At 54.2% G+C, this 22,821-nt stretch carries 19 protein-coding genes; 12 read left to right on the forward strand and 7 right to left on the reverse strand.

From position 1 onward, the window contains the following. Positions 1-269: 269 nt before the first annotated feature. A complete protein-coding gene (gene upp, locus WH279_RS21090; protein WP_133845899.1) occupies positions 270-896 on the reverse strand; it encodes a uracil phosphoribosyltransferase in 627 nt (208 codons plus the stop codon). Positions 897-1,140: 244 nt separating this feature from the next. Between upp and purM the strand changes: the two genes are divergently transcribed. Both purM and purN read left to right on the forward strand, forming a co-directional pair. Then, positions 1,141-2,181 (forward strand): phosphoribosylformylglycinamidine cyclo-ligase, encoded by a 1,041-nt coding sequence (gene purM / locus WH279_RS21095; RefSeq protein WP_133845898.1) that lies wholly within the window; start codon positions 1,141-1,143, stop codon positions 2,179-2,181. Then, positions 2,178-2,816 carry a phosphoribosylglycinamide formyltransferase gene (purN, locus tag WH279_RS21100; RefSeq protein ID WP_200643599.1) on the forward strand — a complete coding sequence of 213 codons (639 nt, stop codon included), beginning with the start codon at positions 2,178-2,180 and terminating at the stop codon, positions 2,814-2,816. The genes purM and purN overlap by 4 nt, the downstream gene beginning before the upstream one ends. 87 nt (positions 2,817-2,903) lie before the next feature. Here the strand turns inward: purN and pstB are convergent, their stop codons facing one another. From pstB to WH279_RS21115, 3 genes are read right to left on the reverse strand one after another with little or no spacing between them, the layout of a single operon-like run. Next, positions 2,904-3,671, reverse strand: coding sequence for a phosphate ABC transporter ATP-binding protein PstB (pstB, locus tag WH279_RS21105; protein ID WP_418903930.1), 768 nt, complete (start codon positions 3,669-3,671; stop codon positions 2,904-2,906). Between the two features lie 23 nt (positions 3,672-3,694). Further along, positions 3,695-5,341, reverse strand: coding sequence for a phosphate ABC transporter permease PstA (pstA, locus tag WH279_RS21110; RefSeq protein ID WP_339458432.1), 1,647 nt, complete (start codon positions 5,339-5,341; stop codon positions 3,695-3,697). After that, positions 5,338-7,494 carry an ABC transporter permease subunit gene (locus WH279_RS21115; RefSeq protein WP_339458434.1) on the reverse strand — a complete coding sequence of 719 codons (2,157 nt, stop codon included), beginning with the start codon at positions 7,492-7,494 and terminating at the stop codon, positions 5,338-5,340. Before WH279_RS21115 ends, pstA begins: the two co-directional genes overlap by 4 nt. Before the next feature lie 144 nt (positions 7,495-7,638). Here WH279_RS21115 and ppk1 point away from each other — a divergent pair, with 144 nt between their 5' ends. The 3 genes from ppk1 to tehB are packed head-to-tail and all read left to right on the forward strand — an operon-like array spanning position 7,639 to position 11,941. Next, entirely contained in the window at positions 7,639-9,699 is a 2,061-nt protein-coding gene (gene ppk1 / locus WH279_RS21120) for a polyphosphate kinase 1 (RefSeq protein ID WP_339458436.1), read from the forward strand. A 5-nt stretch (positions 9,700-9,704) separates the two neighbouring features. Then, a complete protein-coding gene (ppx, locus tag WH279_RS21125; RefSeq protein ID WP_200643603.1) occupies positions 9,705-11,231 on the forward strand; it encodes an exopolyphosphatase in 1,527 nt (508 codons plus the stop codon). A 23-nt stretch (positions 11,232-11,254) separates the two neighbouring features. Further along, a complete protein-coding gene (gene tehB, locus WH279_RS21130; protein WP_339458440.1) occupies positions 11,255-11,941 on the forward strand; it encodes a tellurite resistance methyltransferase TehB in 687 nt (228 codons plus the stop codon). Here the strand turns inward: tehB and WH279_RS21135 are convergent. Next, positions 11,931-14,177, reverse strand: coding sequence for an EAL domain-containing protein (locus WH279_RS21135; protein WP_339458444.1), 2,247 nt, complete (start codon positions 14,175-14,177; stop codon positions 11,931-11,933). The genes tehB and WH279_RS21135 overlap by 11 nt on opposite strands. 314 nt (positions 14,178-14,491) lie before the next feature. Between WH279_RS21135 and WH279_RS21140 the strand changes: the two genes are divergently transcribed. The 4 genes from WH279_RS21140 to denD all read left to right on the forward strand — a co-directional run bounded on the left by WH279_RS21140 (position 14,492) and on the right by denD (position 18,783). Beyond that, complete coding sequence (locus tag WH279_RS21140) at positions 14,492-14,674, forward strand: YfgG family protein (RefSeq protein ID WP_133845889.1); 183 nt, start codon at positions 14,492-14,494, stop codon at positions 14,672-14,674. Between the two features lie 126 nt (positions 14,675-14,800). Further along, positions 14,801-16,237 (forward strand): magnesium transporter, encoded by a 1,437-nt coding sequence (gene mgtE, locus WH279_RS21145; RefSeq protein ID WP_200643605.1) that lies wholly within the window; start codon positions 14,801-14,803, stop codon positions 16,235-16,237. 222 nt (positions 16,238-16,459) lie between these two features. Continuing rightward, entirely contained in the window at positions 16,460-17,779 is a 1,320-nt protein-coding gene (locus WH279_RS21150) for an MFS transporter (protein ID WP_339458447.1), read from the forward strand. A 17-nt stretch (positions 17,780-17,796) separates the two neighbouring features. Beyond that, entirely contained in the window at positions 17,797-18,783 is a 987-nt protein-coding gene (denD, locus tag WH279_RS21155) for a D-erythronate dehydrogenase (protein ID WP_339458449.1), read from the forward strand. Here denD and WH279_RS21160 read toward each other — a convergent pair. After that, positions 18,737-19,246, reverse strand: coding sequence for a helix-turn-helix transcriptional regulator (locus WH279_RS21160; RefSeq protein ID WP_339458452.1), 510 nt, complete (start codon positions 19,244-19,246; stop codon positions 18,737-18,739). The two genes, denD and WH279_RS21160, sit on opposite strands and share 47 nt — an antisense overlap. Positions 19,247-19,731: 485 nt before the next feature. After that, the gene (locus WH279_RS21170) at positions 19,732-20,508 is read right to left on the reverse strand and encodes a DUF3750 domain-containing protein (RefSeq protein ID WP_339458457.1); all 777 of its coding nucleotides are present in this window, start codon (positions 20,506-20,508) and stop codon (positions 19,732-19,734) included. 139 nt (positions 20,509-20,647) lie between these two features. Between WH279_RS21170 and WH279_RS21175 the strand changes: the two genes are divergently transcribed. The 3 genes from WH279_RS21175 to WH279_RS21185 are packed head-to-tail and all read left to right on the forward strand — an operon-like array spanning position 20,648 to position 22,799. Next, positions 20,648-21,550, forward strand: a complete 903-nt coding sequence (locus tag WH279_RS21175; protein WP_339458459.1) for a hypothetical protein — start codon at positions 20,648-20,650, stop codon at positions 21,548-21,550. A gap of 30 nt (positions 21,551-21,580) precedes the next feature. Then, positions 21,581-22,150, forward strand: coding sequence for a hypothetical protein (locus tag WH279_RS21180; RefSeq protein ID WP_339458461.1), 570 nt, complete (start codon positions 21,581-21,583; stop codon positions 22,148-22,150). A gap of 22 nt (positions 22,151-22,172) precedes the next feature. Then, positions 22,173-22,799, forward strand: a complete 627-nt coding sequence (locus WH279_RS21185) for an SMI1/KNR4 family protein (protein WP_339458464.1) — start codon at positions 22,173-22,175, stop codon at positions 22,797-22,799. Positions 22,800-22,821: the final 22 nt, after the last annotated feature.

Below are 22,821 nucleotides of genomic sequence, written 5' to 3' on the forward strand. Positions count from 1 at the left end.
GTTTCGGGGGGCGGCCCCCCCCCCCCCCTACGGATTATTCGCGGATTCGACGCTTGCCGGGCCGGGCATGCCCCCCCTACGGATTATTCGCGGATTCGGCGCTTGCCGGGCCGGGCATGCCCCCCCTACGGATTATTCGCGGATTCGGCGCTTGCCGGGCCGGGCATGCCCCCCCTACGGATTATTCGCGGATTCGGCGCTTGCCGGGCCGGGCATGCCCGGCCCCTACGGGTTTCGTGGGGGCGCGGCCCGCCCCCCCCGCAGCCGGCTTATTTTGTACCGAAGATCTTATCGCCTGCATCGCCGAGGCCAGGGATAATATACCCCTTCTCGTTCAGTCCCTGATCGACTGAGGCAGTGTACAGCTCAACATCCGGGTGCGCTTTTTCCAGCGCAGCAATACCTTCCGGGGCAGCGACCAGCACCAGCACTTTAATGCTGTTACAGCCCGCTTTTTTCAGCAGGTCGATTGTAGCAATCATCGAACCACCGGTTGCCAGCATCGGGTCAACGACCAGTGCCAGGCGCTCTTCGATGTTGGACACCAGCTTCTGGAAATAGGGTACCGGCTCCAGCGTTTCTTCGTCGCGGTACACGCCAACGACACTGATACGTGCGCTTGGCACATGTTCCAGCACGCCTTCCATCATGCCGAGACCGGCACGCAGAATAGGGACAACGGTAATTTTTTTACCTTTGATCTGTTCGATTTCAACCGGACCGTTCCAACCTTCAATGGTCACGGTTTCGGTTTCCAAATCGGCAGTGGCTTCATAAGTCAGCAGACTTCCCACTTCTGATGCGAGTTCACGGAAACGTTTGGTGCTTACATCATGTTCCCGCATCAGACCCAGTTTATGTTTGACCAGCGGGTGTTTGACTTCCACGATCTTCATTGTTGTACTCCCGGAGTGTTAAGCTGCAAAAAAAATCGCGAGATTATAGCGCCATTTATCCCCTGCGCCATATGACTTAGTGCAATACTTTGCACATCTCCTGCAACCCCTCTAAGAATTAGCTAAAATCCAGCTATCCGCAATGCGCAATAAGATGGCACTCGCAAACGTTTGCCTGCGCTGCTAGAATTGCCGCGCTTAAACTTACCACCACACCAACCGCAAACCGCGTGGGGATTTCGCAGTGACCGACAAAACCTCTCTCAGCTATAAAGACGCCGGCGTAGATATTGATGCTGGCAATGCTTTAGTCGACCGTATCAAAGGCGTAGTGAAAAAGACTCGTCGCCCAGAAGTGATGGGTGGACTGGGCGGTTTCGGTGCCCTTTGTGCACTGCCGCAAAAATACCGTGAACCTATCCTGGTTTCCGGCACTGACGGCGTCGGCACCAAGCTGCGTCTGGCGATGGACCTTAAACGCCACGACACCATCGGTATCGATCTGGTCGCGATGTGCGTTAACGATCTGGTGGTACAGGGCGCAGAGCCTCTGTTCTTCCTGGATTATTATGCTACTGGCAAGCTGGACGTTGACACGGCAGCCAGTGTGATCACCGGCATCGCTGAAGGCTGTTCACAGTCTGGCTGTGCGCTGGTCGGCGGCGAAACCGCTGAAATGCCAGGTATGTACCACGGTGAAGATTACGACGTGGCAGGCTTCTGTGTCGGCGTGGTTGAGAAATCCGAAATTATCGACGGCAGCAAAGTGGCCGATGGCGACGTTCTGATCGCCCTGGGTTCAAGCGGCCCTCACTCCAACGGCTACTCGCTGGTGCGCAAAATTCTGGAAGTCAGCAAAACTGACCCGGAAACCACCCAGCTTGAAGGCAAAACGCTGTCTGACCATCTGCTGGCGCCAACCCGCATCTACGTGAAAAACATCCTCAGCCTGATCGAGCAGGTGGATGTCCATGCGATCGCCCACCTGACTGGCGGCGGCTTCTGGGAAAATATTCCGCGCGTACTGCCGGATAACACTCAGGCTGTTCTGGACGAGTCAAGCTGGGAATGGCCAGCCGTCTTTGGCTGGATGCAGCAGGCTGGTAACGTCAGCCGCTTTGAGATGTACCGCACCTTTAACTGTGGTGTCGGCATGGTGATTGCCCTGAGTCCGGCAGACGCCGACAAAGCGGTACAGCTGATGACTGATGCAGGCGAAAAAGCCTGGAAAATCGGTGTCATCAAAGCCTCCGATTCTGAAGAACGTGTGGTTATTAACGCATGAAACGCATAGTCGTGCTGGTTTCCGGTAATGGAAGCAATTTACAGGCAATCCTGGACGCCTGCCAGCAGGGACGGATTCACGGCAGCGTTGCTGCCGTATTCAGTAACAAAGCAGAGGCTTTTGGTCTGGAACGTGCGCGCGAGGCGAACATTCCTGCTCATGCGCTGGCTGCTGCGCAGTTTGCCGACCGTGAAGCATTCGATCGCCAGCTGATGCTGGAGATTGATGCTTACGCCCCCGATCTGGTGGTGCTGGCCGGTTACATGCGCATCCTCAGCCCGGCATTTGTACAACACTATGCCGGCAGGATGCTGAATATCCACCCTTCGCTGTTACCGAAATACCCGGGGCTGCATACGCATCGCCAGGCCATCGAGAACGGTGACGACGAGCACGGCACCTCGGTGCATTTTGTCACCGAGGAGCTGGATGGCGGTCCGGTGATCCTGCAGGCAAAAGTGCCAGTATACAGCGACGACAGCGAAGCGGATGTTGCCGCGCGTGTTCAGCACCAGGAACATGCGATTTATCCGCTGGTCGTCGGCTGGTTTGTGGATGGCCGACTGGCTATGCGCGACGATGCCGCATGGCTCGACGGTCAGCCGTTGTCCGTCGAAGGACATGCTTTCGACTGATACCCGATGGGCGGAAGGAAATCTCCCGCCGCCCTTCTCTCGCCTCAGCGGTTTTTTTGCCATCTCACGCGCACAGCCCGCGGTTCGTTAGCCATACCGTCCGGTAATATAATCCTCGGTACGACGCTGACGCGGTGCCGTAAACAGATCATCGGTCATGCCAAACTCCACCACACTCCCCTGGTGCATAAACGCCGTATAGTCCGACACGCGTGCCGCCTGCTGCATATTGTGCGTGACCAGAATCAGCGTGAAGTGCTGTTTCAACGATGTCATCAGCTCTTCTATCACCAGCGTTGAGATCGGGTCCAGTGCCGAGGTCGGCTCATCCAGCAGCAGGATTTCAGGCTCAATGGCGATAGCCCTGGCGATCACCAGTCGCTGCTGCTGTCCGCTCGACAGCGTGAGGGCATTTTGCCAGAGGTTATCTTTCACCTCAGCCCACAGCGCCGCAGCACGCAGCGCACGCTCTACCGCTTCATCCAGTACACGTCTGTCACGCACGCCCATCAACCTCAGCCCGTATACCACATTATCGTAAATGGTTTTCGGGAAGGGATTAGGCCGTTGAAACACCATGCCCACGCGGCGACGCAGCGCAGAGAGATCCTGATTATGCCCGAGGATTGACTGCTGTTGCAGGCGGATATCCCCTTCAATGCGGCAGCCATCAATCAGATCGTTCATACGGTTAAAACAGCGTAACAGCGTTGATTTCCCACAACCTGACGGCCCAATCAAGGCCGTAATGCGGTTTTTAGGCACACGCAGGCTGATGTTATTCAGCGCGGCTTTATCGCCATACCACAAAGAGAGGTTATCAATCTCAAGCGCGGTATCGTTGTCATCAAACATCGCAGTCATAACGGAATTCCGTGTTAATGCATCAGCGCACGGTAGCGCTCGCGCAGACGGTGGCGAAGGACCATCGCCATCAGATTTAACCCCAGAATCAACAACACCAACAGCAGCGCCGTGGCAAACACCAGCGGACGATCGGCTTCGGCATTGGGGCTTTGGAACGCCAGATCGTAAATCTGAAAACCCAGGTGCATAAATTTACGATCCAGATGTAAGTAAGGGAACAGTGAGTCTATCGGCAGTTCCGGCACCATTTTCACCACGCCTACCAGCATCAGCGGGGCGGTTTCTCCGGCGGCACGTGCCACCGCCAGGATCAGCCCGGTAAGCATCGCCGGTAATGCCTGCGGCACCACCACGTGCCATAGCATCTCTGCCTTCGTCGCCCCCAGCGCCAGCGCGCCCTGGCGTAATGCACCCGGAATGCGCGACAGCCCCTCTTCAGTGGCGACAATCACCACTGGCAATGTCAGCAACGCCAGGGTCAGTGATGCCCAGAGCAGGCCAGGCGTGCCAAAGGTTGGGTTCGGCAAGGCGCTGGAGAAAAACAGGCGATCGAGGCTGCCCCCCATAAACCAGACGAAGAACCCCAGGCCAAACACGCCATACACAATCGATGGCACCCCAGCCAGGTTGACGACGGCAATACGCACCAGCCGGGTTAACAGATTACGCCCGGCATACTCATGTAACCAGATGGCGGCAATCACCCCCAGTGGCATCACCACCACCGACATCAGCAACACCATCAGTACCGTACCAAAGATTGCCGGGAAGATACCGCCCTCCCCCTGACTTCCGCCACCAGAATCACAGACAAAGTGCCATAACTGGCTGCCAAAATGTCGCCACTTCATGCCGGTGGACATCGCATTGGGCTGCCAGGCAGCAATAATCTGCGCCAGCGAAATCTCATGCTGCACACCGCTGGCATCCCGCAGCAGCACCGCCGTATTGTTGCTTTCCCGCTGAAGCGTTGCGAGTCTGGCCGCCTGGCGGGCGAACTGACGTTGCAGTTCAGCGCGATCGGCCTGATACACCGACTGGGCCTCGGGGTCATAGCGCTGTTCATCACGCAGATGCTGCCGCTGTTGTTCCAGCGACTCCATCTGCGCATTCAATCGCGCCATATTCTTGCGCCGCAGTTTCTCGGCCTCGTCAATCCGCTGGCGAGCCTGCAGTAAACGCTGCTGTAACGTCTTGCCGGGATCCTGGGAGGTTAACAGATGGCTATCTTCACGCAGCCCCTCAAACCAGCCATAGGCATTGCCGCCAGCGCGGCGTTGCAACACGATCGTCTGCGGAGGTGTTTCCCTGGTGAGCACATCGCTGGACAGCACCGTGCGAAAATCAGGCGCATCGAAATCACGGTTACCGGTTTTAATCAGATAACGTGTCACGCTGTCAGGCAGACCCGCAGCATCATACTGGCCGCTGGCGACTAATTGCTGGCGCGATACCGTCTGCTGCTGAGTGACCTCGCCCAACACCTGTACCTGACCTTGCGGGGTGTTCAGCGTGAACAGTTCCAGCGGTTGTGGCCAGAAATAACGCAGCCCCTGCCAGGCCAGCAGGGTAATCAGCAGCAGGAAGGCCAGCAGGCTGACGGCAACAGCGCCGCCGGTGAGCCAGCGCCAGCGGTGATTATTCTTTACCGCGTTCATCCCTGCGCCTCCTGCTGGCTGTAACGCTGCCGCAGTCGCTGACGAACCATCTCGGCAACGGTATTGACCACCAGCGTGAAGATCAGCAGCACCAGCGCCGACAGGAACAGAATACGGTAATGGGTGCTGCCCGCCGCCGCTTCCGGCATTTCTACCGCCACATTGGCCGCGAGTGAACGTAACCCTTCAAACAGCCCACCGTCGGTCACCGGCGTATTACCGGTTGCCATCAGCACAATCATCGTTTCGCCAATCGCGCGGCCAAACCCGATCATCAGGGCGGCGAAGATACCGGATGAGGCACCCGGCAACACCACGCGGGTCAGGGTTTGCCACGGTGTCGCCCCCAGCGCCAGCGATCCCTGCCCCAGTGAGGCCGGAACACTAAAAATAGCATCTTCTGACAGCGTGAAAATCAGGGGAACCAGAGCAAAGCCCATCGCCACCCCCGCCACCAGCAGGTTACGCTGCTGATAGTCTGTGCTGATGCGTTCGGCCAGTCCCTGGCCCCAGAGAGCCTGCTCCGCCAGCGGGATGAGCCACAGGGAACCTATTGCCGTGAGCAACAACAGCGGCAGCAATAACAGGACTTCACGCCCTTCAGCAAACCCACGTTTACGCCAGCGAGGGGGCAGTTTTTGCACCATCCAACCACACAACAAGAGCACCACAGCCAGCAGTAAAGGCAGTAACAGCACCCCGAGCAGTCGATCGGCAATTTTTGGGGCCAGCCACAGCCCGGCAATCAACCCAATCACCACGCTGGGTAACGCGCCCATCATTTCAATGGTGGGTTTCACCCAGCGTCTCAACTGAGGCGTCATAAACCAGGCGGTGTACATGGCGGCCGCCAGTGCCAGCGGCGTCGCAAACAGCATCGCCAGCCCTGCGGCTTTCAGCGTGCCCGCCACCATCGGGATCAGGCTAAATTTACCCTGGTAGTAATCATTGGCCGAGGTGGACTGCCAAACCCAGGCTGGCTCCGGGTAGTTTTCATACCAGACTTTCTGCCACAGATTGCGCCAGCTGAGATCGGGCCACGGGTTAGTCAGACGGTAATACTGCCAGTGCCCGGCACGTTCAACCAGCAAGCCATCGCCCTCCTGGGAGAACTGCGCCAGTTCAATACCCGGCGCCAGCTGTCGGCTGAGGATCGCGCCCTGCTGCTTACTGGCAAACAGCTTCAGCTCACCCTGCGGACTCTGGGTGGCTAAAACACGACGGTGCGGTTCGGTAAAGAGCAGAGGCTGCCACTGCGCCCCCTCAAAATGACGGATAAAACGCAAATGTGGGCCACTGGAGCTTGCAATATCAAACCACTGGGAAATACCCTGCCCGTCGGCAATCAGTAAGGAATTGCCGCCGCTCAGCAACGCGATGTTTTTCGGCGGCTCGGCCAGCATCAGAGAATCACGCAACTGGGGCTCACCGTTACCGAGTCGCCAGACGCGCAGCTGGGCGCCAGAAAGGGTAAATAACAGGCTGCCATCGGGCGATAACAGCAACTGGTCAACGTCACTCACATTCAGCCGATAGTTTTGCGCAGGCTGCTGAGCATCGAGTTGCCATAGCGTAATATGATCGGCGGTCGCCAGTGCAATCTGCCAGCGGTTTTCTGCGGTTTGCGCCAGACTGAACTGACGCACATGATCTTCCCCGTTGGAAAGCGGGACATCACCCAGCGGGAATGTCCAGCGGGGTTCCTCGCCGGGTGGAAAATCGGGTTTAACTAACACCATTGAGCCGCTATCTGACAACAGCAGCACACTGCTATGATCGGCACTGTTCGCGGCCCGGATAGTGCCGCGCAACAGCGTTACTGCAGAGGAAGGCGGTTGAGCACTGAGCGGCACAAAGCGCCCGCTGCCCTGGCGATCAATGCGCCAGCCCCACTGCTGCTGTCTGTCCATTCCCATGGCAACCGCAGGACTGCTCTGCCACAGCTTAATGTTGTTATCTGCCTGCATCCCAGGGCTGATAAAGAGCGGCACCACCACCCAAATCAGCCAGAAGAACAGCAGTGTCATCACCAGCAGGATCGCCACCCCACACGCCGTTACCACACGTCGCGTCAGCCGATCAATCCTGCGGCGGCGCCCGGCGTTGTCGTGAACAGGGATTGGGCGATCAGTCATATCTGCGTGGTTTTCCATTGTGCTTCGAAGCCGCTATGTTGCCCGTATGTGATTCATAAGACAATCAACATTCATCGGGCATTGGACAATGCTGCCATACTCTCGCCATAATGTTTCAGAACAATGGATACCTTCATCCTGAATCAGCCGAACGGAGTAAAAATGGGTCAGGAAAAGCTGTATATAGAGAAAGAGTTAAGTTGGCTATCCTTTAATGAACGCGTTTTACAAGAAGCGGCAGACAAAACCAACCCGCTGATTGAACGTATGCGCTTTCTTGGTATCTATTCCAATAATCTGGAAGAGTTCTATAAAGTTCGTTTTGCCGATCTCAAACGTCGCATTCTGATTGGAGAGGAGCAGGGTTCTCCCAGCACACCACGCCATTTAATAAAAAAAATTCAGGCCCGGGTGCTGAAAGCCGACCAGGAGTTCGACAGCCTGTATAACGACCTGCTGCTGGAAATGGCGCGTAATCAGATCTTCCTGATCAACGAACGCCAGCTCTCCCCCAATCAGCAGAGTTGGCTGCGCCACTATTTTAAACACCACCTGCGCCAGCACATCACGCCGATCTTGATCAATCATGACACCGATCTGATCGAGTTCCTGAAAGACGATTACACCTACCTGGCCGTAGAGATTATTCGTGGTGAAGACATTCGCTACGCGCTGCTGGAAATCCCGTCAGATAAAGTTCCGCGTTTCGTCAATCTGCCGCCGGAAACCCCGCGCCGCAGAAAACCAATGATCCTGCTGGATAATATTCTACGCTATTGCCTGGGTGACATTTTCCGTGGCTTCTTCGACTACGATGCGCTGAATGCCTACTCAATGAAAATGACCCGTGACGCCGAGTACGATCTGGTCACCGAAATGGAATCGAGCCTGCTGGAGCTGATGTCTTCAAGCCTGAAACAGCGCCTGAATGCCGAGCCGGTACGGTTTGTTTATCAGCGCGATATGCCTGATGCCATGGTTGAACTGCTGCGTAAAAAGCTGAACATTTCCAATTACGATTCTATTGTGCCCGGCGGTCGTTACCATAACTTCAAAGACTTCATCAGCTTCCCGAACGTGGGCAAAGCGAATCTGGTCAACAAGCCCCTGCCGCAGCTGCGCCATATCTGGTTTGATCGCTTCCGCAACGGTTTTGATGCGATCCGCAACCGTGACGTGCTGCTCTATTATCCGTATCACACCTTCGAGCATGTGCTTGAACTGCTGCGCCAGGCGTCATTTGACCCGGCGGTACTGGCAATAAAAATCAATATTTACCGCGTGGCGAAAAATTCACGCATCATCGATGCGATGATCCATGCCGCCTATAACGGTAAGAAGGTCACCGTGGTCGTCGAGTTGCAGGCGCGTTTCGATGAAGAAGCCAATATTCACTGGGCGAAACGCCTGACGGAAGCCGGTGTGCATGTGATTTTCTCCGCTCCCGGACTGAAGATTCACGCCAAGCTGTTCCTGATTTCGCGCCGTGAAAACGGAGAGATTGCCCGCTATGCGCACATCGGCACCGGTAACTTTAACGAGAAAACCGCGCGTATCTACACCGACTACTCGTTGCTGACCGCCGATGCGCGTATCACTAACGAAGTGCGCCGGGTGTTTAACTTTATCGAAAACCCGTATCGCCCGGTCAGCTTTGAGCACCTGATGGTGTCACCGCAGAACTCGCGCAAAATGCTGTACCAACTGATTGATGCCGAAATTGCCAATGCGCAAAAGGGAATTTCGGCGGGTATCACGCTGAAGATCAATAACCTGGTGGATAAGGGGCTGGTCGATCGGCTGTATACCGCCTCCAGCGTTGGCGTTAAGGTTAATCTGCTGGTGCGCGGCATGTGCTCCCTGATCCCCAATCTGGAAGGGATCAGCGATAATATTCGTGTGATCAGTATTGTTGACCGTTATCTGGAGCATGACAGGGTCTATATTTTTGATAACGGCGGCGATAAAAAGGTCTTCCTCTCCTCCGCAGACTGGATGACACGTAACATCGATTATCGTATCGAAGTGGCTGTCTCCATACTTGACCCTATTCTTAAACAGCGTGTACTGGATATTATTGCCATCCTGTTAAGTGATACGCTGAAGGCACGTTACGTCGATAAAGAGTTAAGCAACCGATATGTTCCGCGCGGTAACCGCCGCAAGGTTCGGGCCCAGCTGGCAATTTACGATTACATTAAATCTCTCGAGCAACCTGATTAATCACTATGCCAATTTCCCATAAAAGTACGCCCAAACCGCAGGAATTTGCTGCCATTGACCTGGGTTCGAACAGTTTTCACATGGTGATTGCCCGCGTAGTTGACGGGGCGATGCAGGTGCTCGGACGCCTGAAACAGCGCGTGCATCTGGCTGACGGGCTGGACAGTAATAACGTTCTGAGCGAAGAGGCTATTCAGCGTGGTTTAGGCTGTCTGGCGCTGTTTGCCGAACGTTTACAGGGTTTCAGCCCGGCCAACGTCACGATTGTCGGGACGCATACCCTGCGCCAGGCGATTAACGCGGAAGATTTTCTCCAGCGTGCAGCCGATGTGATCCCCTATCCGATTGAAGTGATTTCTGGCCATGAAGAAGCCCGTTTGATCTTTATGGGTGTTGAACATACCCAGCCGGAAAAAGGCCGTAAGCTGGTGATCGACATCGGAGGCGGATCCACCGAGCTCGTTATTGGTGAAGACTTTGAACCCAAGCTGGTCGAAAGCCGCCGCATGGGCTGTGTGAGCTTTGCCAATATGTACTTCCCTGGCGGTGTCATCAGCAAAGAGAACTTTAACCGCGCCCGGCTGGCGGCAGTGCAAAAACTGGAAACCCTGGCGTGGCAGTACCGCCTGATGGGCTGGCAGTTTGCGCTGGGTGCTTCTGGCACGATTAAAGCCGCCTGTGAAGTGCTGCTGGCCATGGGGGAGAAAGAAAAGCTGATCACCCCGGAGCGCCTTGAGTTGCTGTACAACGAGGTCATCAAGCACAAGTCGTTTGATGCACTCAGCCTGCCTGGCCTCTCTGACGAGCGTAAAGGGGTGTTTGTTCCTGGCATTGCCATTCTTTGTGGCGTGTTCGATGCCCTTGCGATCCGTGAACTGCGCCTGTCAGACGGCGCACTGCGTGAAGGCGTGCTGTATGAAATGGAAGGCCGCTTCCGTCATCAGGATATTCGCAGCCGCACTGCCCAGAGCCTGGCGAACCATTATGCTATCGACAGCGATCAGGCGCGCAGGGTACTGGAAACGACGGAGTTACTTTACGAGCAGTGGCGCGCACAGAATACCCGGCAGGCAAACCCGCAGCTTGCCGCTCTGTTGAAGTGGGCGGCGATGCTGCATGAGGTGGGGCTGACGATCAACCACAGCGGTATGCAGCGACATTCCGCTTATATCCTGCAAAATACCAATCTGCCGGGGTTTAATCAGGATCAACAAACGCTGTTGGCCACGCTGGTACGCTACCACCGTAAAGGCGTGAAGGTAGAAGATATGCCGCGCCTTACGCTGTTTAAACGTAAGCAGTTCCTGCCGCTGGTATTCCTGTTGCGTTTAGGGACATTGCTAAACAATCAGCGCCAGGCGACGACTAAACCGAGCGGTCTTCAACTGCATACCGATGATGGCAACTGGACCCTGACCTTCCCGGCGGGCTACTTCAGCCAGAACAACCTGGTTCAGCTAGATTTAGAACGTGAGCAGACCTACTGGAAAGATGTCACTGGCTGGCAACTGACCATTCAGGAAGAAAGCTAAGCATTATCGGTAAACGGCCACTCATGCGCTTATTATCGCGCAGAGTGGCCTTATTTTTGGTCAGCCACCGGCATGACCCACTGAAAAATGATGAACTGACAATCATGACTCAACACCCGGAAAGAGATTTCAGCAAGCAATACGGGCTTACCGCCCCCCATTCTGAAGTGGTGGAAGCCTCACGTTATTTTGACGGCGGTAAAGCGCTGGATGTCGGCTGCGGCAGTGGACGAAATACGCTGTATCTGAACAGCAAAGGCTTTGATGTGACGGCATGGGACAAAAACCCGGCCAGCCTGGCACGGCTTGACCAGATTATCTCCGCAGAAAACCTGAGCGGTATTCATACCGCCGAGCAGGACCTCAACCAGCTGCGCTTTAACGGGGCTTATGACCTGGTGCTGTCAACGGTAGTGATGATGTTCCTGCAGCCCGAAACCGTCCCACAGCTGATTGCGGATATGCAAGCCAGCACGGTGCGGGACGGTTATAACCTGATCGTCGCCGCCATGGACACCACCGACTATCCTTGCAACCAGGGCTTTCCGTTCGCCTTTAAATCAGGTGAACTGAGCCACTATTACCGTAACTGGCATATTGTTAAATACAATGAAGATGTCGGCCAACTGCACCGAATCGATGAAAATGGCCAACGTATTTCCCTGCGTTTTGCCACGTTGCTGGCGCAGAAGTCGATGGTTAAAGTCTGACAGACAGACTGGCCGCTGTCTGTGCAGAGGCCAGATCATATAACGGTATCGGCGGACCCACGATAGCCCCCTGCAAGTAATCCACGCCCAGCTTACGCAGTGCTTCGGCTGTTTCGTGGGTATCAACGCACTCGGCCACCACCAGCATCCGTTTCAGCCGTGCGACGGCGCAAATCGATTGTATAATCTGATAATCAAGACTGTTATCCAGCATATTGTTCACAAAGCTGCCATCGATTTTCAGTATATCGGCCTGTATCAGTTTCAGGCGCGAATAGCTGGAATAACCTTTCCCAAAATCGTCAATCGCTACCCGGCAGCCAAGCTGGCGCAGTTGAGCAATGGAACGATTTCCCCAGCTGTGATCGCTGAGAATCGGTGACTCTTCCACTTCAACAATTAACTGCCATGGCTCGATGTCATTCGCTTTAAGACGAGAGGCAATGTCTTCCACAAACTGTGGACGACATAACGTTGCAGCAAAGAAATTGACCGCAAGGCGAATCCCGGGCACATGTTCCCGGTGGCGATGGATAAATGCCAGTGCCTGGTCAAGCATCATGCTGTCCACTTCCCACGTCAGACCGAACTCACGTACCACAGACAGAAAATGCCAGGGTTTAATGTGTTCACCCTGTGCATTGACCATGAACAGCAGGATTTCATAGTAATCGTCGCCGCGGATACCCTTTATCCTCTGAGCCATCAGATGGAATCCACCGCTCTGCAATGCCTGCTGGACCGTGTGCAGCATCACCAGTTTTTCCGTAATTTGCCGTTGTACCGGCGCATTTTGTGCCTGCTGCATATTTTCTGCGTGACCGCTGCGCAATGACATCTGTGCCATGGCGCTCATCTCACCCAGAAGTTCATACAGATGAAGGACTGGCGGAACAACCGAGCAGTAGCTGATCCCGACATCAGGATGAATAGGCAGGCCACCCCAACTCAAATGATAATCCTTCAGGCGGGCTTCAATCCCTTCGATCCGTGACTGATGCCCTGCATTCTCAAGACGCAATACCAGATCGAAACCCGGAAGTTGATAAACATCCTCTCCGGGAAGCAGGCTGGGCTGGAGATGTACAGCAAGGCTGCGCTTATACTGGATACGCAGTTGCAGACCATAGGTCCGGCTCAGTCGATCCAGATCGGGAATACACAAAAAACAGAGCACCGAGCTGGAACTGACTGTCAGATCCTTACTGAGCGCACGCAAGTTCGGCAAACCGATAACCGGATCGGTGAGCGCCATTTCTCGGGCTTTAGCCAGCAGTCGACGCTGCCGGGTACTGATGGCTGACATCAGTAAGATCGTTAAGCTGAAAACCAGGAGGTTAGCAGAAACAACCGCAAGGTCTTGTGGTTGCACCGACGTATTCATAAATCGATCGTGATACTGGTACAGCACCACCAGCAATATTCCCCAACTGAGGGAAGTAAAAAGATAACCAAAACGCAGGGCGGCCCACAGCATCAGCGGCAATAAAAAAGGCACCCCGTACTCAGTGGTCAGCAAATTTTCCGGGCTGGATCGGAGCTGTGTCAGCATCATGAGTGACGTCATCAGCATCACCAGCCATATCAACCACTCATGGCGCGTTACCGAAGGGGAACATTGCCGTTTACAGCGATCGATAAAAATGAATAAAAACCGGGGCGTGCGCAAAATGCGAATCAAAAAATAGAACAACTGCACCAGGGCAAGCGAGGCCAGCAGTGTCGATTGATAGTTAAGCAGGGTATGCACTGAAAAAGGCTCAGGGGCAAAAACAGAATCATTTTTCGGTAAAACACCCAACGGCATCATCAACTGATTCAGCAAGATAAACACCGTCGGTATAGCAAGAGCCAGCCAAAAAAGACGCACTCTGGCCAGATGCAGTTCACCGAAACTGACACCCCAGCGCACCTTCTCTTGACTGCGATATCCCCACCAGCAGAACGTCAAAGTGACAAGGAAAATAGCGATGATCAGCACTGCCTGCATGCTGGTGTAACGGAAAAAATAGTGGAAACATAACGCGATGAAGATGCCGGGCAGTGCGGCCCAGTCAAAAACCATTAACAAGGCAATCATCATCGCCAGAGGCAGATAGATAAGATAAACATAGCCACCAGGGATCCAGAGCCTGACGGATAGTGAGGACGACAAGGGCATCAGCAACAGTGCCAGTATCAGGGGGAATCCCCACCAGCGGTTGATAAAACGCTTCAGAAGAGCCGCTTTTTTCATTGAGTCAGGATATTTATTTAGTGAGGTTTTTACGGTTTTATTCAAAAATGTCAGCCATTGTAGTACTGATGAACGAAAATACCTTATGAAATGTTGCGATATTGTAGGAGCAACAGCCCATGTTAAATTGATTCAAATCAATTTAATGACAATTAATGCGCCCGTAAAAGCACTGTATTTATCCGTATGTTAACTAAATGAATCTATTCGCCGTATCCACGTTGTCATCGCGGTCACCTTCTCCCATTGACCTCCGTAGCCCGCTGTGCGTAAATTACTCATCGCCCTTTTGGGTTAATAACAGGAAATTTTGCGTGAATAGCGCTATGTCATTCAGAAAACGTCAGAAAACCGGACGCATGACCCGGGTCATTTTGCTGGTTAGTTTTATTATTCTATTAGGACGACTGATCTATGTCGTTCCCGGTGCTATCGAACATCACCAGCAAAAAAAGAACGCTCCTGCGATCCCCACAACCGTCGTAAACGATAAGTAGCCACAACCCGGTGGCGATGATAAGCAGACGCTTTTCGGAGCTTTTGCAGATTAGTTATGTCTGAAATCCGCTAAACTATAACCTCATTTCGTCTTCTTCTTTGTTAGCCAGACAAAAGGATGTTGTATGTCTGTAGCACCTTCTCATGTTCAGCAGCTGGCCGAAATCCGTAGCCGTATTCTTAATCTCCTGCTGAATGATAGCGATCTTGTTGACACGTTACATGAACGCCCGCTGCGTGAATCTCCCGCCGAAGCCGAAGCGCATCGTGAACAGGTTGATGAGATTAAACGCACCCTTCCCCTGCTGCATGCTGCCGACATTGCTGACCTGCTGGAAGCGCTGCCGGAAGATGAACGTCTGGCACTGTGGCGACTGATTGGCAATGACCGCCGTGGTCAGGTACTGGTTGAGGCCTCAGAAAACGTCTGGGAAAGCCTGATTGAGGAGATGAGCGATCGCGATCTGCTGCGCGCTATCGCACCGCTGGATATTGATGAACAGGCCTATCTTGCCAAATATCTGTCGCGCGACTTAACTGGCCGCCTGCTGACCTCGCTTGATCCGGAACTGCGTTCACGCGTACTGGACGTGATGCATTTCGACCGCGACCGCGTTGGTCGCATTATGGACTTCAAGCTGGTCACCGTGCGGGCCGATGTCACTCTGGCTACCGTGCAACGTTTCCTGCGCCGGAAAAAGTCCATTCCCGATGGCACCGATAAACTGTTTATCACCGATAAAAATAACCGCCTGCTTGGCGAACTGCCGTTAACGGAAATTCTGCTGAATACGCCGGACAAAAGGGTGCATGAGGTGATGAACGATCGCCCGACCACTTTTCTGATCGATGATAAAGCCGAAGATGCGGCCGGTTCCTTCGAACGTTATAACCTGATTTCTGCTGCCGTTATTGATGCCAAAGGCAAACTGATGGGTCGCGTCACCATTGAGGATGTGATCGACCTGGTCAACGATGAGAACGACAGTAACATTCGTAAAATGGGGGGGGTGAATCCGGAAGAGGATGTCTTCGCCCCGGTAAGAAAATCAGTCCGTACTCGCTGGGCCTGGCTGGCGATCAATCTGTGCACTGCGTTTGTCGCGTCACGCGTTATTGGCTTGTTTGAGCACACCATTTCACAACTGGTGGCACTGGCCGCACTGATGCCCATTGTCGCCGGGATTGGTGGCAACACCGGAAATCAGACCATCACCATGATTGTGCGCGCACTGGCGCTTCACCAGGTGGAACCGGGGAACTTTACGTTCCTTATTGGCCGTGAGCTGGGCGTGGCGCTGATTAACGGCCTGTTCTGGGGCGGTATTATGGGGGGGGTGACCTGGGCGATGTACGGCAACCCGGCGCTGGGGGGGGTGATGATGCTGGCGATGTTGCTTAATCTACTGCTGGCCGCTCTGATGGGCGTCCTGATCCCGTTACTGATGATCAAAATGAAACGCGATCCGGCGGTCGGTTCCAGCGTGCTGATCACCGCGCTGACAGATACCGGCGGCTTCTTTATCTTCCTCGGGCTGGCGACGCTGTTCCTGTTGCACTGATGAATAAGACATTACGTATTTTGTTATAAAATGATAATTAATGGTTAACATTGTGATTCGTCACGCAGAAAATTTCCCATCCAACGCCTAATCTAACAAAAAATAACAACCCTTCTCGTCAATTCACCTTTCCGGGTCACAGGCACTCCCTGTGCCCCGGGAACAGGATGACTATTGCCTGAATAAAGGACATCTTCTACTCTACCCGACAAAGGAAGCCAAATGAATTCAACGACATCGGTTCTCTCCCCACCCTCTGCGATCAGCGATTTGGAAGAGAATGCCTGGAAACGCGCCGTCTGGCGTATCCTGCCGATTTTGACCGTCAGTTACATTTTTGCCTATCTCGACAGAATCAACGTCGGCATTGCCAAACTTCAAATGTCCAGCGATCTGGCCTTTTCCGAAACGGTTTACGGTCTCGGTGCCGGGATTTTCTTTATTGGCTTCTTCTTTTTCCAGGTGCCAAGCAATATGGCGCTGCACCGCTTTGGTGCCCGCCGCCTGCTGGCCGCACTGCTCGCCTCCTGGGCAGTGATTGCACCGCTTACCGCGCTGGTGTCGACACCCTTTCAGTTTTACGCCGTGCGTTTCCTGCTTGGCCTGACAGAATCCGGTTTTTATCCCGGGGTGATCCTTTATCTTTCGCTGTGGTTCCCCTCCTACCGGCGGGGGAAAATGTTTGCCCTGTTTGCAGCAGCCGTTCCTTTGTCAGGACTGCTTGGCGGGCCACTTTCTGGCTGGATTATGGACTATTTCCATAATGCCCACGGGATGGCAGGCTGGAAATGGCTGTTTATCATTCAGGGAACGCCTTCTCTGCTGATCGGCATACTGGTGTTCTTTTTACTCCCCGACCGCATCGAAAATGCAAACTGGCTGAGTGCGGAAGAAAAGACCCTGCTGAACACCCGCCTGAAAGAAGATGCAGTGCAAGATTCCCCTGCTGCGCAAGCGACACTGGGCAGCATATTGCGTAACGGCAAGCTGTGGTTGCTGACGTTTATCTACTTCTGCCTGATTGCCGGTTTTTATACCGTCAGCTTTTGGTTGCCGACGCTGGTACGCAATGCCGGGGTCGAGGATGTCTTCACCGTCGGCCTGCTGACGACCATCCCTTATGCCGCGGCGATTATCACCATGATTGTGGCTTCACGCAGTGCAGACCGCCACCGCGAACGCCGCTGGCACCTCGCCGTCATTGCCGTAATCAGCGGAGTGGGCATGGTGATTTCCGCTCTCTACAGCGACAACCTGTGGATCGCCATGTTCGGCCTGACATTGGGGGCGGCAGGTGGACTGAGCACTCTGCCACTGTTCTGGAGCCTGCCGACAGCCTTCCTGGGAGGCACGATGGCAGCCGTAGGTATCGCACTGATTAACTCCTTCGGTAACCTTGCCGGCTTTGTTGCGCCTTATCTGATGGGAATACTGACCGACCTCACACACTCCACCCTGACCGGCATGATGATCATCTCCTGCACCCTGTTCGTGGGCGCTGCGGCCATCTTTTTGATCCCCGGTCGCATCGTCAACCGCTAACGTAAATGAGGCATATTATGAATATCGTTGTTACCGGCGCAGCCGGATTCCTGGGAAAAAAACTGGTTCAGGCACTGCTGGAAAAAGGTTCACTGCACGATGCAAACGGACAGCCGCAGCCCATTAAACAGATTACGGCCATTGATATTGCGCCCCTCAGCGGTGTTGATGATCCCCGTCTGATCGTACGCTGTGGGGATATCAGCAGCCCTACCGAACTGGAAACGCTGATTGACGCGCAAACAGACAGTGTTTTTCATCTGGCGGCGATCGTTTCAGGTCAGGCCGAACAGGATTTCGATCTGGGGATGAAAATCAACGTCGACGCTGCCCGCCAGATTATGGAGCGACTGCGTGCCTTACCGCAGTGCGTACGGCTGGTCACCACCAGCTCCGTCGCTGTATTTGGCGGCAAGCTCCCCGAGAAAGTCCCTGACGACCAGGTCTGGATGCCGCAAAGTTCCTATGGCACGCAAAAAGCCATGAACGACCTGTTGCTGTCCGACTACAGCCGTAAGGGCTTCCTCGATGGGCGCAGCCTGCGTATGCCCACTATCGTTGTGCGTCCGGGCAAACCTAATGCGGCGGCTTCGAGTTTTGCCAGCGGCATTATCCGCGAGCCGCTGAACGGTGAAAATGCCAACTGCCCGGTCAGCCTGGCCACACGTCTGTGGCTAATGTCCCCGGCCAGAGCCGTGCAGGCGCTGATCCTCGGGCACGAACTGAACGGTGAGGATTTGGATCAGGGCCGCGTCATTAATCTGTGCGGCCTGTCGGTGACGGTAGAAGAGATGCTGGCTTCACTCAGGCGTATCAGCGGTGATGGGGTCTTATCACGAATCAGCCATCAGCCCGACCCGGCGATCGTTAAGATCGTCAACTCCTGGCCCGGCGACTTCCAGGCGAGCTATGCGCGCCAGCTGGGTTTCCAGGCTAACGCCTCATTTGATGAAATGGTCAGAGAGTATCTGGCTGAGAGCGATGCCGCTGAATCTCTTTGCTGAGATTGAGGTTTAGCGCAGCGGTAGCCGCTTCCTGAACATTCTCAGGAACGCGGTAACCGCCGCGTTTTTCCAGCCATGTCAGCACCTCGGCAAGGTGCCAGATCGTCGCAGTGCCTTCATGGATCGGTGCCGGAAAGGTAAGATAATGCGCCAGCATCAGCTTACGCATATTTTGCCGGGTAACACCTATCAAATCAGCGACATCCGTCAGGCCTACGTAATCCGGTGAAACTTCAAACAGTCGGGCATCCGGCAGCACGCTCCGGACCTGCTCCAGTGCACTCTCCATCGCCTGCTGCGCTGACGATGCTTCACGGATAAACTCCAGCGCGATACGCCCCTGGATGCCCAGGCCAATCAGGGCATCATCACAACCCGCCTCAGCCAGCCGTTCAACGAGTGCATCGCGGGCTTCCTCTTTCTGACCAACTAACTGATATTTTAGTGTAAAGGTGTATTCCATGGCGTCTTATTCCTTCCATTGCGTTCAAATCGTTGGCTCATCGTGCAGTGATCCACAACGCGCTTAAGCTGCCTGGCGTGATTCACTGCATTTTTTGGCGTACTCCATACACAAGTGATGCAGAACTCTCCGCAACGGCACTGTGCGCTATTCCAGGGACAATATATTTTTCCCCAGGCATGACTGCCACCACAGACCACCCGCCAGCCTTGCTGCTCGGCATGTTTGAGGACTATTTCGATTTCCTTGATAGCATGAGTACGACGCGCCATATTTCCCCTCCAGTATCTATCGCCACACATCGGTTGTCAACTGACAACCTTAATGGAATGATGAGATAATGTCTCCGATAAAGGGAAAGTACCAGTGGTGTGGTAACTGAATGCGAAGCATGTCGGGAACTATTGCTTCGGGTTGCAGGCAGGGAAAAATATCTGCGTATGTGTTCGCAAAACGCGCCGTCTGCGAACAGTAAAATAACCGACTCAGATCCCCGGGTTTTCTTTTTGTAGATTATCGTCACCCAGCCCGCCGATAAAAGGCAGGCGTAGCTGTAACGGTGAGAAACCCAGTCCGAGGTTCAGCCCCAGTACGTTGATTTCAAATCCTTCTTCTGCGCCCAGTGTGACCGCTGCCACGCCCAACACCGACACCTGTAATCCACGCCCGGAAGGCGGCAGACCGATGGGATTCAGCAGCGAACGATAATCTTTGCCAATCGCATTCGCGGGGAGATTCAGTTTCAATGCCGGGACTTCACGGCCAATATGGGCGAGGAAAGTGTTGCTGTTGGGCCCCGGCCAGGCGTGATAGGTTTGCGGCCAGGGATAAGAACCAATTGCCGCCACGATCCTAGGGATCATCGCTTCAGCTTCTGCCCCATGATGTTCCACCAGCAGGCGAGGACGTGAGCCATACCAGTACGCATCCGGCAGATTGCGGTTACGCCGCACTTTATCGTCACTTCCCCAGCTGATCACTTCATACCGGCTGTAGCGGGTTTCCCCTGCGCGTTTGAAGATAATCCACGGATGCACTGCCACTGCCCCTTTCCAGCCGTAGGTGGGGGCCGCATAGACCTGCACAATCGCCATGCTGGCAAAACGCTGGGGATCGGGTGCCTGACCGGAAGAGTCACTCCGCGCCGTCGCCCAGCCCTGCGCACCCGCGTCATTATGGCGCGTGGCCTGCGCCAGACTTGCTCCCAGCGACAGCAACGTAATACAGAGCAAAATCAGGCTCAGGGCTTTCAGTGAGAACATAGCGGGGATTCCTGACAGGAGTAGGTTTATCAGCATACCTGATTGCCCGGGGTTGCACAGCGCCGGGGCGTATCATCCAGACGGGGTTTACACACATTTTCACTGCGCTAAGATAATTGGCATTCACAGGGAGGACAGTATGAATATCACCGTATCAGACTGTGTGGCGTTTGCGGCATTGGTTGTCTCGATAGCCAGTATGCGTTATGCAAAGCAACAGAATCAGCATTCCCGGATAGCCGCGCATAATGATTACCGTTCCTATCTCTCTGAACAGCACGCCCCCTATCGTAAGGCGTTAAAACAGATCCGCGATCGCCACAAAGACGACATTTCGCAGCTCAGCAGGCTGGCAGAGGAAACGCTGACCAACGTCGTACATCAGTTCGATCGCTTTGATCTCAAGAACCACACGCCGCGTTATTTACGCCATCTGCTGCATGAAAGTTCCGCCATGGTTTTTTGGGCATTTCGGGGGCAGTTAGCCTGGCAAACCGCAGAAAATTTGACCTGGAGACTGGCAGCGTTTATTCACATTGAAGACCACCTGAACGCCCTGGACAGCCACTCAGGTGATGCCGATTTCAGAGCAGTTTCGCAACAAAAATATCTGGCCGATCCCAATCGTCTTCTTGAAAACGATCTGAAGAACGATATCTATTTTTGCCATCTGGTATCCGAACTGAAATCGCGCATCGACCCGGAACAAAATGCAGAGCTGTTATTAACCCTGCAGCGCGAAATCGCCCCTTTCCGCGCGGAGCTGGAAAGGCTGCAACCTCAGTTTCAGGCAAGCGCAACGGTGCTGGATGACCTGATCGTCGAGGGCGTTACCGAGCACTTTTCACTGAAGGAGTCCGCGGAACTCTATCAGGCAATGAAAAAGAACAGGGCGATACTGAAAACGTTAGGCCGACTTTATTTCCAGCCGATCAGTGAAAATTATGCCAGTAAATACTCAAATGCCGTTTCCCTGAGTATTCATACCTGCGCCATACTGCAGATGATCCAGGGCGTTTCAATGTGGGGCGTTGAAGTTTAACAAGGGTAAAAATAACGGAGCAACTGATTGATGCGCTATGAATTCGTTGAAGTCCTTAACGACCTGATTGATTACTTTTTGATTGGCGACCTTCGTCTGCTGAAAAAATTCAAGGACGACAACCTACTCAGTGACGATCTGGCCTCAGAGTTTGCCAGCAATGACAGCGGTGACAGGGCTGTGCAGAACGGCATCGTCATCCCTTTAGCGGGCATTGAAAATTACCCGTACACGATTATTTTCAACCTTTCGAATGAGATGCCGGAACTGCTCAAGCCGGATAGCCGTTTACAGCATCGGCGCGGCGGCTACTTCCTGCGGATTGAAAACCAGCAGCTCCTGCTCTTCACATGGCGGATTCTGCAAAACTTCACCGATGCCGATATCCACTCACTGCAGGAACGCTATCGTCAGCCAGGGCGACCACAGATCGCGCTTGAGAACGGCCTGTATGATGTTGAAATCCTCGGCGGTGAAGTGCTCAAAGGCGAGGATTACGAACCCGCTTTTGAGTTCGTTTTAAACAAAACCCAACGCGCCGATATTACGTCTGAGGTCGATATCAACTATCGTTTCACCATCGACAGCAGCACTTATTAATCATCCTGAGGCAACATCCGCTATGAATTCAGACACTCACCCGCCAGCTCCACCCAGCGACCTTCCCCCTCTGGCCTGGCCAGAATTTGCCGATGATAACGCCCGGCTGGACTGGTGGCGTGTCTGCGCACTGGCCTGGCTCGATCAGTGGGAAAACCCGTCGCCGCTGACGCCTGCCAAACCCGAAGAGGTGGTCGCCCTCGAACAGCGCCTGGGTTGCCCCCTCCCTCCGTTACTGCGCAGGTATCATGAGCAGATTGGCACGCTGGACCTGGCCGAAACGCTGTGTAGCGTGACACCTGCCAAATACGCCAGCATTGAACCGCTGCACAACGCCTATCCCGGCATTAGTGACATCCTGGAAGATGCCCCCGATGCCGACGCGCTTTGGGCGCTGGTCAGGCAACTGGTCGTCTTCGGTGACTATCTGGGCAACGGCAATATGTGGTGCTTTCATGTTGAGACCGGCGAGGTGTGGTATTTCGATCACGACAGCTCGCCGATGCTGACGCAAATCTTCTGCGACGTGGGCCAGTACCTCGACGTACTGATGTTTATGTGCCTGCTGACGGTTCACGGCGAGGAGGACAATGAGGACCTGCTGCGTGAGCATCTGGGCGATGCTGTGGTGGAAAAGTGGATGTATTGAATAAAAAGCCTATCAGCACCAA

Origin of the sequence: Erwinia sp. MYb375 (assembly GCF_037479175.1) — a bacterium.
Classification (GTDB): domain Bacteria; phylum Pseudomonadota; class Gammaproteobacteria; order Enterobacterales; family Enterobacteriaceae; genus Erwinia; species Erwinia rhapontici.

Bases quoted from the DNA above. Each gene is read 5' to 3' on its own strand.
- upp (WP_133845899.1), bottom strand. From the start codon at position 896: ATGAAGATCGTGGAAGTCAAACACCCGCTGGTCAAACATAAACTGGGT.
- purN (WP_200643599.1), top strand. From the start codon at position 2,178: ATGAAACGCATAGTCGTGCTGGTTTCCGGTAATGGAAGCAATTTACAG.
- pstB (WP_418903930.1), bottom strand. From the start codon at position 3,671: ATGTTTGATGACAACGATACCGCGCTTGAGATTGATAACCTCTCTTTG.
- pstA (WP_339458432.1), bottom strand. From the start codon at position 5,341: ATGAACGCGGTAAAGAATAATCACCGCTGGCGCTGGCTCACCGGCGGC.
- WH279_RS21115 (WP_339458434.1), bottom strand. From the start codon at position 7,494: ATGGAAAACCACGCAGATATGACTGATCGCCCAATCCCTGTTCACGAC.
- ppk1 (WP_339458436.1), top strand. From the start codon at position 7,639: ATGGGTCAGGAAAAGCTGTATATAGAGAAAGAGTTAAGTTGGCTATCC.
- ppx (WP_200643603.1), top strand. From the start codon at position 9,705: ATGCCAATTTCCCATAAAAGTACGCCCAAACCGCAGGAATTTGCTGCC.
- tehB (WP_339458440.1), top strand. From the start codon at position 11,255: ATGCGCTTATTATCGCGCAGAGTGGCCTTATTTTTGGTCAGCCACCGG.
- WH279_RS21135 (WP_339458444.1), bottom strand. From the start codon at position 14,177: ATGAAAAAAGCGGCTCTTCTGAAGCGTTTTATCAACCGCTGGTGGGGA.
- mgtE (WP_200643605.1), top strand. From the start codon at position 14,801: ATGTCTGTAGCACCTTCTCATGTTCAGCAGCTGGCCGAAATCCGTAGC.
- WH279_RS21150 (WP_339458447.1), top strand. From the start codon at position 16,460: ATGAATTCAACGACATCGGTTCTCTCCCCACCCTCTGCGATCAGCGAT.
- denD (WP_339458449.1), top strand. From the start codon at position 17,797: ATGAATATCGTTGTTACCGGCGCAGCCGGATTCCTGGGAAAAAAACTG.
- WH279_RS21160 (WP_339458452.1), bottom strand. From the start codon at position 19,246: ATGGAATACACCTTTACACTAAAATATCAGTTAGTTGGTCAGAAAGAG.
- WH279_RS21170 (WP_339458457.1), bottom strand. From the start codon at position 20,508: ATGTTCTCACTGAAAGCCCTGAGCCTGATTTTGCTCTGTATTACGTTG.
- WH279_RS21175 (WP_339458459.1), top strand. From the start codon at position 20,648: ATGAATATCACCGTATCAGACTGTGTGGCGTTTGCGGCATTGGTTGTC.
- WH279_RS21180 (WP_339458461.1), top strand. From the start codon at position 21,581: ATGCGCTATGAATTCGTTGAAGTCCTTAACGACCTGATTGATTACTTT.
- WH279_RS21185 (WP_339458464.1), top strand. From the start codon at position 22,173: ATGAATTCAGACACTCACCCGCCAGCTCCACCCAGCGACCTTCCCCCT.